The sequence below is a fragment of the Phenylobacterium sp. genome (assembly GCF_030654915.1).
Classification (GTDB): Bacteria; Pseudomonadota; Alphaproteobacteria; order Caulobacterales; family Caulobacteraceae; genus Phenylobacterium.
Window position 1 is genome coordinate 1 of the sequence record NZ_JAURWM010000169.1, and the last position, 8,859, is coordinate 8,859.

The 8,859-nt window shown below is 66.2% G+C and carries 11 protein-coding genes and 1 pseudogene; 9 read left to right on the top strand and 3 right to left on the bottom strand.

Going from position 1 to position 8,859, the window contains the following annotated elements; genetic code table 11:
- Nucleotides 1-1,030 (top strand): annotated as a pseudogene (locus Q7T84_RS08795) (carbamoyl phosphate synthase large subunit); the annotation flags it as partial.
- 4 nt (nucleotides 1,031-1,034) lie between these two features.
- Here the strand turns inward: Q7T84_RS08795 and Q7T84_RS08800 are convergent.
- A complete protein-coding gene (locus tag Q7T84_RS08800; protein ID WP_304807846.1) occupies nucleotides 1,035-1,880 on the bottom strand; it encodes a hypothetical protein in 846 nt (281 codons plus the stop codon).
- Nucleotides 1,881-2,225: 345 nt separating this feature from the next.
- Between Q7T84_RS08800 and Q7T84_RS08805 the strand changes: the two genes are divergently transcribed.
- Nucleotides 2,226-2,390 carry a hypothetical protein gene (locus Q7T84_RS08805; protein ID WP_304807848.1) on the top strand — a complete coding sequence of 55 codons (165 nt, stop codon included), beginning with the start codon at nucleotides 2,226-2,228 and terminating at the stop codon, nucleotides 2,388-2,390.
- A 15-nt stretch (nucleotides 2,391-2,405) separates the two neighbouring features.
- On the opposite strand, the gene Q7T84_RS08810 is transcribed toward Q7T84_RS08805, so the two are convergent.
- Nucleotides 2,406-2,924 carry a GNAT family N-acetyltransferase gene (locus Q7T84_RS08810; RefSeq protein ID WP_304807850.1) on the bottom strand — a complete coding sequence of 173 codons (519 nt, stop codon included), beginning with the start codon at nucleotides 2,922-2,924 and terminating at the stop codon, nucleotides 2,406-2,408.
- A 126-nt stretch (nucleotides 2,925-3,050) separates the two neighbouring features.
- Between Q7T84_RS08810 and Q7T84_RS08815 the strand changes: the two genes are divergently transcribed.
- Nucleotides 3,051-3,848 carry an SDR family NAD(P)-dependent oxidoreductase gene (locus tag Q7T84_RS08815; protein ID WP_304807852.1) on the top strand — a complete coding sequence of 266 codons (798 nt, stop codon included), beginning with the start codon at nucleotides 3,051-3,053 and terminating at the stop codon, nucleotides 3,846-3,848.
- 67 nt (nucleotides 3,849-3,915) lie between these two features.
- Nucleotides 3,916-4,416 (top strand): ATP-binding protein, encoded by a 501-nt coding sequence (locus Q7T84_RS08820; protein ID WP_304807854.1) that lies wholly within the window; start codon nucleotides 3,916-3,918, stop codon nucleotides 4,414-4,416.
- Here Q7T84_RS08820 and Q7T84_RS08825 read toward each other — a convergent pair.
- Nucleotides 4,413-5,036 (bottom strand): glutathione S-transferase family protein, encoded by a 624-nt coding sequence (locus tag Q7T84_RS08825; protein ID WP_304807856.1) that lies wholly within the window; start codon nucleotides 5,034-5,036, stop codon nucleotides 4,413-4,415. The genes Q7T84_RS08820 and Q7T84_RS08825 overlap by 4 nt on opposite strands.
- Before the next feature lie 219 nt (nucleotides 5,037-5,255).
- Between Q7T84_RS08825 and greA the strand changes: the two genes are divergently transcribed.
- The 5 genes from greA to Q7T84_RS08850 form a co-directional block, all read left to right on the top strand.
- The gene (greA, locus tag Q7T84_RS08830) at nucleotides 5,256-5,729 is read left to right on the top strand and encodes a transcription elongation factor GreA (RefSeq protein ID WP_304807866.1); all 474 of its coding nucleotides are present in this window, start codon (nucleotides 5,256-5,258) and stop codon (nucleotides 5,727-5,729) included.
- A gap of 7 nt (nucleotides 5,730-5,736) precedes the next feature.
- Nucleotides 5,737-6,735: a mitochondrial fission ELM1 family protein gene (locus Q7T84_RS08835; protein WP_304807858.1), complete on the top strand. Its 999-nt coding sequence runs from the start codon at nucleotides 5,737-5,739 to the stop codon at nucleotides 6,733-6,735.
- 1 nt (nucleotide 6,736) lies between these two features.
- Nucleotides 6,737-7,174, top strand: coding sequence for an N-acetyltransferase (locus Q7T84_RS08840; protein ID WP_304807860.1), 438 nt, complete (start codon nucleotides 6,737-6,739; stop codon nucleotides 7,172-7,174).
- A gap of 45 nt (nucleotides 7,175-7,219) precedes the next feature.
- Nucleotides 7,220-8,260, top strand: a complete 1,041-nt coding sequence (pseG, locus tag Q7T84_RS08845; protein ID WP_304807862.1) for a UDP-2,4-diacetamido-2,4,6-trideoxy-beta-L-altropyranose hydrolase — start codon at nucleotides 7,220-7,222, stop codon at nucleotides 8,258-8,260.
- A gap of 113 nt (nucleotides 8,261-8,373) precedes the next feature.
- Nucleotides 8,374-8,859, top strand: a 486-nt coding sequence (locus Q7T84_RS08850; protein ID WP_304807864.1) for an NAD(P)/FAD-dependent oxidoreductase, incomplete at its 3' end; no start/stop codon positions are given.

Below are 8,859 nucleotides of genomic sequence, written 5' to 3' on the forward strand. Positions count from 1 at the left end.
GTCAGGCGACAGCCCGGTGCTGATCGACCAGTATCTGAGCCGCGCCACCGAGGTGGACGTCGACGCCCTGTGCGACGATGCAGGCCAGGTCTTCGTGGCCGGCGTCATGGAGCACATCGAGGAAGCCGGCGTGCACTCGGGCGACAGCGCCTGCTCCCTGCCCCCGTTCTCGCTGAAGCCGGAAACCATCGCCGAGCTGAAGCGCCAGACCGAAGCCATGGCGCGCGCCCTGCAGGTCCGCGGCCTGATGAACGTGCAGTTCGCCATCGAAGAACCCCACTCCGATGCGCCGCGCATCTACGTGCTGGAAGTGAACCCGCGCGCCAGCCGCACGGTGCCGTTCGTCGCCAAGACCATCGGCAAGCCGCTGGCCTCTATCGCCGCCAAGCTGATGGCCGGCGAAAAGCTCTCCAGCTTCGACCTGACGGAAAAGCCCTTCAACCACGTCGCGGTGAAGGAAGCGGTGTTCCCGTTCGCCCGCTTCGCCGGCGTCGATACGGTGCTGGGCCCAGAAATGCGCTCGACTGGCGAGGTCATGGGCCTCGACTGGATCCGCGAGGGCGAAACCTCCTCCGCGCCCGCCTTCGCGCGCGCTTTCGCCAAGAGCCAGCTCGGCGGCGGGGTGATCCTGCCTAAGTCCGGCTGCGTCTTCGTCTCGGTCCGTGAGGACGACAAGCCCTGGATCGTCGAGCCGGTGCGCCTGCTGATCGCCCAGGGCTTCAAGATCCTGGCCACCTCCGGCACGGCGACCTATCTCGGCGAACAAGGGTTGAGCGTCGAAACGGTCAAGAAGGTCCTTGAAGGCCGGCCGCACATCGTCGACGCCATGAAAAATGGCGAGGTCCAGCTGGTCTTCAACACCACCGAGGGCAAGCAGTCCCTGGCCGACTCCTTCGCGATCCGCCGGACCGCCCTGATGATGAAGACCCCGTACTTCACCACCGCCGCGGGGGCCCTGGCGGCCGCCCAGGCGATCGCGGCCACGGCGACGGACACCTTGGACGTCCGCCCGCTGCAGAGCTACGGCTGACGCTTCAGCCCTGGGGCGGCGCGATGGGGATCCATCGCCCGCCCTTGCAAGTGATCGCCGTACGCGAAAAGGCCTCGGGGCTTGCCGCTTCATGCCTGGCCATGGCCCAGAACACAGCGAGCGAGGCTGGCTGATCGTTTGCCGGGACAGCGAAGAAGTCTCGCGCCATCACCAGAACGAGTTGCCCCTCGGGCCGCTCAGAGCCGGGACCGCACGGCGGCGGCCCGAGAAGCGCGCTCGGCCCGAGGCCGCTCTCGCTGCCTACACCCAGCAAGCCCTCCACACCCTGCAGCGGTCTTGCCTCAAGCTTTCCCATGCGCACGGAGAGGTTTGACAGGCCAAGCTTCCAAGCTTCAGCCTCGCTAAGCTTGAGCTTCACCAGATCGTCCCGGCCAGCGTAGCGGATTGAGGTTTCACTATCGACGGCGAGAATCTGGATCATATCGCCGGCGAACGGCCTGCCGAGCGAAATGGCCTGGCCGCCTCCGATCTCAACCTGCGCGCCAGCGGGACGAACGACAACGATTAGGTTGTTCCGTGACGCCACCTCACCTTCGGTCCCCTCCTGGAGAATGGCCACGAGGCTGTCCATGATCTCGTCGGATCGCTCTGGATCCTTCTCGTAGTATTCGTAGGCGGTCGCTATCGACAGGTTTTCGCGAGTTCCGTCGGGCCAGGTAATCCTCAGCGTCGCATCATCCAACGCCTTGACCTTCACGCCCGGCATCGCCTTTTCCGCCCGTTGGGCGAAGGCGTCCCGGAAGGCTTCGCGCGACCCCGGCGCCGCCGCCGCCGGTGCGCACGAGGCCATGATCACCGCGCATAGCAGCGCCAAGATCGATCGCGCCACTGAACCGCCTCCCCCCAAACCCACGCAAGCTTGAGAAGAACAAATCGTGATCATCGATCGCTGTCAATGGTCAAGCTTTGAGCCTCTGCTAGTCAGGCAGTCCATCCACGCAAGGTCGATGCGACCGCCAAGCTCCCTCAAACTCTAGTTTGTGAAGCACCAACCCCGAATACTCATTGACCGCCGTTCTCTCGAAGCGCAGGCTTCAAGCATCGCCTTGCTTCGGCAGGCGCGAAAGTGGGTGAGCTCCGGCGGCCCCTGATGACCAGCCGGAAGGCCCGCATGGGCGCCTGTCGCAGTCTGGCGGAGGACATGTCCTCTGGAACAGTATGCGAAGGAAAAGCCATGCAATCCGGGCATCATGAAGGTGAAGTCCACCATCACAAGAACAGGCACTTGCTGGAACGCTTCGAGGGATACACCGACATCATCGTCGTGGGGATGATCATCGCCTTGGGCGCCGCCATGCTTGTCGGCTTGCTGACCGCCAACGGCAACGTCACCTGGTAAGCGCCGCCTGACCGCCTAGAGCGATCTTGCCAAGACTAGGTCGTCGTACTCATTGGCGCCGACACGGAACTTTCGGACGCCCGCCTCGGCGTAGCCCTGGCGGGCGTAGAAAGCTATCGCTCGCGAGTTGCCCCCGAAAACGCCCAACAGCATGCGGGTGAAGCCGCCGCTCGCCGCACCCTCCATGGCTGTGCTCATCAGCTTGGCGCCGAGGCCCGTGCCATGGAAACGGTTGAGAACATAGATTCTTTTCAGCTCCACATCGCGCTCGCCGGTCGCGACGGGCAGGTCCGGCGGGGTCAGGGCCGCATAGCCCACCGCGGCCCCGCCCTCGTCCATCTCCGCCAGCCATAGCCGATAGCCTGGCTTGGCCAGCCAGTCAGCATAGAAGCCCTCGCTGTGCTGGGTCTTGCAATGGCTGAGGATGTCGGTGGCCGGCAATACGCCAGCATAGGTTTCCAGGAAGGTCGCCTGCCCCACCAGAGCCAAGGCGGCCTCGTCGCCCGGAGCACAGGCCCGGATGGTGACGCTCATTGAAAAGACCCCCCTTGGCTCAGGCTCGAGGCCCGAATCTCTCACATGCGAGAGGCTGGCCCTGATCGCTCAGCTAGGCTAGGCGTAGGCTCAACTAAACAACGATTACCAATGGGAGGGATACTCATGGCCGGACGGGTCGAGGGTAAGGTTGCGCTGATCACCGGCGGAGCGAGCGGCATTGGCCGTAGCTGCGCCGAGCGCCTGGCGCAGGAAGGCGCCATCGTCGTCGTCACCGACGTGCAGGACGACAAGGGCGCGCAGACCGTGGCCGCCATCACCACCGCGGGCGGCAAGGCCAGCTACCTCCATCATGACGTCACCGGCGAGCAGCCCTGGATCGACGTCGTCGCGGCCATCAAGGCGCAGCACGGCCGCCTGGACATCCTGGTCAACAACGCCGGCATCGGCATCAGCGGCTCGGTCCTGACCATGCCCCTGGCCGACTTCCAGAAGCAGACCGCGGTCAATCTCGACGGGGTCTTCCTGGGCGTGAAACACTCGATCCCGCTGATGCGCGAGAACGGCGGCGGTTCGATCATCAACATGTCGTCGGTCGCCGGCCTGAAGGGCTCGGCGATCCTGGCCGGCTACTGCGCCACCAAGGGCGCGGTGCGCCTGTTCACCAAGTCCGTGGCCCTGGAATGCGCCGCCGCCAAGGACGGCATACGGGTGAACTCCGTCCACCCCGGCATCATCGAGACCCCGATCTGGGATTCGATCATGGGCACCGGAGAGGTCGGCGACAACGCCCGCCCGCCGCGCCCGGCGGTGCTGGACGCCATGACCCTGGAAGGCGTCCCGCTCGGCAAGAAGGGCTTCCCCGAGGACATCGCCAACGGCGTGCTCTGGCTGGCCTCCGAGGAGAGCCGCTATGTCACCGGCGCTGAGATCGTCATCGACGGCGGGTTCTCGATCAAGTAGCGGCCTGCGACGAAAATAACCGCCCTGGAGCGTTTCCGATCGCTCGGAAATGCTCTACGGGCGGGCCATGGTTGCTACGCTTCACGTCGTCTTCGGCCCTTCGGGCGCCGGCAAGTCCACCTACGCCAAGGAATTCGCGCGCCGCGAGCCGGCCGTCCATTTCGCGATCGACGATTGGATGGCCCGCCTGTTCGCCGCCGACATGCCTGAGCCGATCGAGTTCGCCTGGATGATGGAGCGGGTCGAGCGCTGCGAGTCGCAGATCTGGTCCACGGCGGCCGCGGTCATCGCGACCGGCACCTCGGTGGTGCTCGACCTTGGGCTGATGCGAAAGTCCGACCGGGCGCGAGTCGCCGAGATCGCCGCGGCGGTCGAGCTGCCGATCCAATTCCACTTCGTGACCGCTCCCCAGGATGTCCGCCGGGCGCGGGTGCTGGAGCGAAACGAGGTGCGTGGCGAGAGCTTCGCCATGCCCGTAAATCAGGAAATGTTCGACTTCATCGAGGGTGTCTACGAGGCCCCCGACGCGGCCGAACTGACCGGCGCGATCATCTCCGAGAGCGTCTAGGCGAACAGCCACTCCGGCCAAGTCGCGTCGGCGGCGCGGTGATAGGCGGCCCGGACGGTAAGGCGGGCGTTATAGTCCAGCAGCGTCGGGGATTCCGGCAAGGCGCCGCGCCGCAGCGCCGCCGAGATGGTCGACCCCATCATGACATCGGCGGCCGAGAACCGATCCCCAAGTAGGTACTTGCGCCCCTTCATGGTCTTGGCCAGCACCTCGACCATGTCGTCGAAAGCCCCGAAGCCCGTCTCGGCCCCCGGCAGATCGATGTGCTTGGGGTGCAGGCTGAGCAGCGGGTCGAGCACCGCCGTCGAATAGACCATCCATTTCAAATAGGCGCCGCGATCCACGTCATCGATCTTGGGCGCCAGGCCGCCGTAGCCGTAGCGGTCGGCCAGATAGATGCAGATCGCCGGGTTCTCGCTCACCACCACCTTGCCGTCGGTGAGGGTCGGCACCTTCCCGGACGGGTTGAGCTTCAGATATTCCTTCTTCTTCTGCTCGCCCTTGCGGATGTCCACGGTGGCGACCTCAAAGGGCACGCCCAGCTCCTCCAGAAGCCAATAGGCGGTGAAGGCGCGGCTGGCCGGCGAATGGTACAGGGTGATCGCAGGCTTGGTTTTCATGCTCAGCCTCTAAACGCTGCAGTCAATCTAGGAACTCGGCGGGCGCGCCGCACCCTGTTGCTGGACAGGATAAACGATCACGCGCACCGCTGCCCACAACACCCAGCGGTCGCGGCCCTTGAGTTTTCGCGCCGCCGCATCTATCCTCTACCCCCCCGGACGCCTGCGCCCGCGGCCGGCAAACGAACTCCCTTAAAGGCGACCGAGTCCTCACCTATCATGGAAAAAGTCCCGATGACCGCCGAGGGCTGGCAAGTCCTCGACGATGAATTGAAGCGTTTGAAGACATCCGAGCGTCCCGCCGTGATCGCTGCGATCTCGGAAGCGCGCTCGCATGGCGACCTCTCCGAGAATGCCGAGTACCATGCCGCCAAAGAGCGTCAGGGCTGGATCGAAGGTCAGATCGCCGAAATCGAAGACCGCATGGCGCGCGCGCAGGTCATCGACGTATCGAAGCTGTCTGGCAGCCAGGTGAAGTTCGGCGCCACGGTTTCCGTGTTCGACGAAGACACCGAGGAAAAGGCTCGCTACCAGATCGTCGGCGAGCACGAAGCCGACGTTAAGCAGGGCAAGATCTCGATCATCTCCCCCTTGGCCCGCGCTATGATCGGCAAGGAAATGGGCGATGTCGTCGAGGTGAACACCCCCGGCGGCGGCAAGGCCTACGAGATCCTCAAGGTCGAGTGGGTCTAGGTCGGACTTGACTGCATCCAATCCGACGTCCTCCGAGACCCCGCTTATCATCTGGGCGGTCTCGGACGGGCGCGCGGGCATCGAGGCCCAGGTCGTGGGCCTCGCCAACGCGGTGGCGCGCAAGCGCACGGCCAGGATCATCGTCAAGCGCGTCGGCTGGAAGAGCTGGATCGGGCGCCTGCCCTGGTGGCTCAACTTGGCGCCGCGCAGCTTCCTGACGCCTGAAAGCGACATTACCGCGCCCTGGCCCGATCTCTGGATCGCGGCGGGCCGCGCGACCTTGCCGCTCTCCATTCGCGTGAGGGGCTGGTCGAAAAAGAAGACCTATGTGGTCCAGGTCCAGGACCCGCGCATGCCGACCCGGCTGTTCGATCTGGTCATTCCGCCCAAGCATGACCGCCTGACCGGCGACAATGTCTTTCCGATCACCGGCTCGCCAGGCCGAGTGAACGCTGAGCGGCTGGCCGCCGACCTCGAACACTTCAAGGACCAGCTCGATCCCCTGCCCCGCCCGCGCGTCGCGGTGATTATCGGCGGCAAGTCGAAGGCCCACGACCTGTCGGTGGAACGCGCCGCGGCCATGGCCCGCGAGATCGAATTGCCGCTCGCCCAGGAAGGCGGCTCGGTGATGGTCAGCTTCACCCGCCGAACGCCCGAGCCGGCCCGCGCGATGCTCGCCGCCCGTCTCAAGCACCTGCCCGGCGTGATCTGGAACGGCGAAGGCGAGAACCCCTATTTCGCCTACCTGGCCGCGGCCGACTACATCCTGGTCACCGAGGACTCGACCAATCTCGCCACCGACGCCGCCTCGACCGGTAAGCCGGTCTTCGTCCTGAAGATGGATGGCGAGAGCCTGAAGTTCCGGCTCTTCCACGAAGATCTGGAGAGCCTGGGTGCGGCCCGGCCGTTCGGCGGGGCTTTCCACAGTTGGCAGTATCCACCGCTGGCCGAGACCGATCGCGCCGCCGACGAGGTGCTGCGCCGCCTTGACGAGCGGGAGATCTGACATGCGCCTGGTCGTCCGTCTCGCAACATCGCAGGACGCCGAAACGGCCATCGCTCTTGATCGCGCGGCGGCCCGCGACGCCCATCGGCGCGACTGGCTGCGCCAGGCCTTTGCCGGCCGGCATGGGCGCGTGGCGCGGCTTGTCTTCGCCGACGACGCCCCCGCGGGCTTCGCGGTGGTCGGGGAGTTCTTCGGCCACCCCTTTCTCGAATTGATCCTGACGGCCGCCGGCTTTCAGCGACGGGGTGTCGCCTCGGCCCTGATGGCGAAAATCGAACAAGACCACCTCGACCAGCGCCTGTTTGTTTCGACCAACGAATCCAACACCGTCATGCGCGGCATGCTCACCGCGCGCGGCTATGAGCCCGCCGGCCAGGTCGACCACCTCGACCCGGGCGATCCAGAGCTGTTCTTCGTTCGCCGCCCCACTTCGAGCTAACAGAGCCTTTTCAAAGTCTTGGTTTAGGCCTCCCCTGTAGCGGATATGATTCTCCGTCCGCGCGTCCTCTTCATCGTCAATGCAGGCCCCTCTGTTGGAGGTGGCCATGTCATGCGCTCGCTCAGCCTGGCGCGTGCGCTGGAGCAACACGGCGCCGACTGCGTGTTCCTGGCCCCGCCCGAGGCGGCGGCCATCCTGGATGTCTTCGCCCCCGACATGGCCCGCGAAGACACCGACACCATCGATGCGAACTCGGTGCTCGGCGTGGCCATGGGTGTGCGTTTCGACGCCGTGGTGTTCGACCACTACGGCCTGGGCCGAGCCGAGCAGGAAGCCGTCGCGCAAGGCCGACCGACCCTGGTGATCGACGACCTCGCTGACCGCCCCCTCTTCGCCGACCTCGTTCTGGACCCAGGCCCCGCCCGGACCCCGGCCGACTACGCGCCCTTCGCCCCCAGCGCCCGCCTGTTGCTAGGTCCCGCCTACGCCCCGGTCCGGCCTGAGTTCGCGGCCCTGCGCGAGCAGGCGCTGGCGCGGCGCGGCGGCCCCGTGGGCCGCGTGCTGGTCGCCCTTGGCCTCACCGACGTCGGAGGGATCACCGCCCGGGTCGTGGACCGTCTGCGCCAGCGCAACGGCCAACTCGCCTTTGACGTGGCGCTAGGCAGCGCCGCGCCAAGCCTGCCGGGCCTCAAGCGGATCGCCGCTCATGACCCGCGCGTGACCCTCCACATCGACGCCCAGGACATGGCCGACCTGACCCTTAACGCCGACGTCGCGGTCGGGGCCGGCGGCGGGGCGACCTGGGAGCGGTGCGTGCTGGGCCTGCCCTCGCTTGTGGTCGTCCTGGCGCCGAACCAGCGCCCGGCCGCCCAGGCCTTGCTTGAGCGCGACGCGGTCCTGGTGATGGATGGCGAGGCCGCCGACTTCGACGCCGCCTTCGACCGAGCCGCCATGCGGCTGCTGACCGACGCCGCCACCCGCGCGCGCCTGACGGCCGCCAGCCTGGAGATCTGCGACGGATTGGGCGCCGACCGCGTGGCCCAGGCCTTCCTGGAAGTCATCGGCGCGCCGGGCGAAACCGCCTGAAAGGCCCAGCCCAGGCGTTCGCCCCCAGCTAAATCGCGTTCTTCGAGGCATGCGTTAACCGACCGCGCCCCGTGCCCGTCGCATCTGACTAGAATCTCACCTAAATATGCGGGATGTCCGAGAACGCCCCCCGCACCACCCGCTGCCTGATCCTGGGTTCTGGCCCGGCTGGCTACACCGCCGCCATCTATGCCGCGCGCGCCCTGCTCAATCCGGTGCTGATCGCCGGAATCCAGCCTGGCGGCCAGCTGACCATCACCACAGACGTGGAAAACTATCCGGGCTTCGCCGACGTCATCCAGGGTCCCTGGCTGATGGAGCAGATGCAGGCCCAGGCCGCCCATGTCGGCACCGAGATCATCAACGACATCGTCATCAAGGCCGACCTGTCGCAACGCCCGTTCCGGCTGGAATGCGACAGCGGCGCGGTCTGGCTGGCCGAGACCCTGGTCATCGCCACCGGCGCCCAGGCCAAGTGGCTGGGCCTGGAGACCGAACAGAAGTTCCAGGGCTTCGGCGTCTCGGCCTGCGCCACATGCGACGGCTTCTTCTATCGCGGCAAGGAGGTCGTGGTGGTCGGCGGCGGCAACACCGCGGTC

Bases quoted from the DNA above. Each gene is read 5' to 3' on its own strand.
- Q7T84_RS08805 (WP_304807848.1), top strand. From the start codon at position 2,226: ATGCAATCCGGGCATCATGAAGGTGAAGTCCACCATCACAAGAACAGG.
- Q7T84_RS08810 (WP_304807850.1), bottom strand. From the start codon at position 2,924: ATGAGCGTCACCATCCGGGCCTGTGCTCCGGGCGACGAGGCCGCCTTG.
- Q7T84_RS08815 (WP_304807852.1), top strand. From the start codon at position 3,051: ATGGCCGGACGGGTCGAGGGTAAGGTTGCGCTGATCACCGGCGGAGCG.
- Q7T84_RS08820 (WP_304807854.1), top strand. From the start codon at position 3,916: ATGGTTGCTACGCTTCACGTCGTCTTCGGCCCTTCGGGCGCCGGCAAG.
- Q7T84_RS08825 (WP_304807856.1), bottom strand. From the start codon at position 5,036: ATGAAAACCAAGCCTGCGATCACCCTGTACCATTCGCCGGCCAGCCGC.
- greA (WP_304807866.1), top strand. From the start codon at position 5,256: ATGGAAAAAGTCCCGATGACCGCCGAGGGCTGGCAAGTCCTCGACGAT.
- Q7T84_RS08840 (WP_304807860.1), top strand. From the start codon at position 6,737: ATGCGCCTGGTCGTCCGTCTCGCAACATCGCAGGACGCCGAAACGGCC.
- pseG (WP_304807862.1), top strand. From the start codon at position 7,220: ATGATTCTCCGTCCGCGCGTCCTCTTCATCGTCAATGCAGGCCCCTCT.